The sequence below is a fragment of the Streptomyces sp. Isolate_45 genome (assembly GCF_024721315.2).
Lineage (GTDB): Bacteria > Actinomycetota > Actinomycetes > Streptomycetales > Streptomycetaceae > Streptomyces.
Window position 1 is genome coordinate 1 of record NZ_JANFAK020000406.1, and the last position, 423, is coordinate 423.

A 423-nucleotide genomic window follows, 5' to 3' on the forward strand; every position below is an offset into this window, starting at 1 on the left:
GTGGTGACCGAGTTCTCCGCGCCCCCGGCCGCTCCGGCCGCTCCGGCGCGCACCGAGCGTCCCGCCGCCGCTCCCGGCCCCCGTCCGGCGCAGCAGCGTCCGGCCCAGGGTCAGGGTGGTCAGGCCGGCGCCCGTCCCGGCGCCCCGCGTCCGGCCGGTAACGCCCCCGGTGGCCAGGGACAGCGTCCCGCCGCCGGTGGTGGCCAGTCCCCGCGCCCCCAGGGCGCCCGTCCGGCCGGTCCCCGTCCGGGCAACAACCCGTTCACCTCCGGTGGCTCGACCGGCATGGCGCGCCCGCAGGCGCCCCGTCCGGCCGGCGCTCCCCGTCCCGGTGCCCCCGGCGCCGGTGGCGGTCAGGGTGCTCCGCGTCCGCAGGGCGGCCCCGGTGGCGCTCCGCGTCCGCAGGGCGGCCCCGGCGGCGCC

General features: G+C 83.5%; 1 pseudogene. It reads right to left on the bottom strand.

Going from position 1 to position 423, the window contains the following annotated elements:
* A pseudogene (locus NOD94_RS41335) lies at positions 1-423 on the bottom strand (hypothetical protein); the annotation flags it as partial.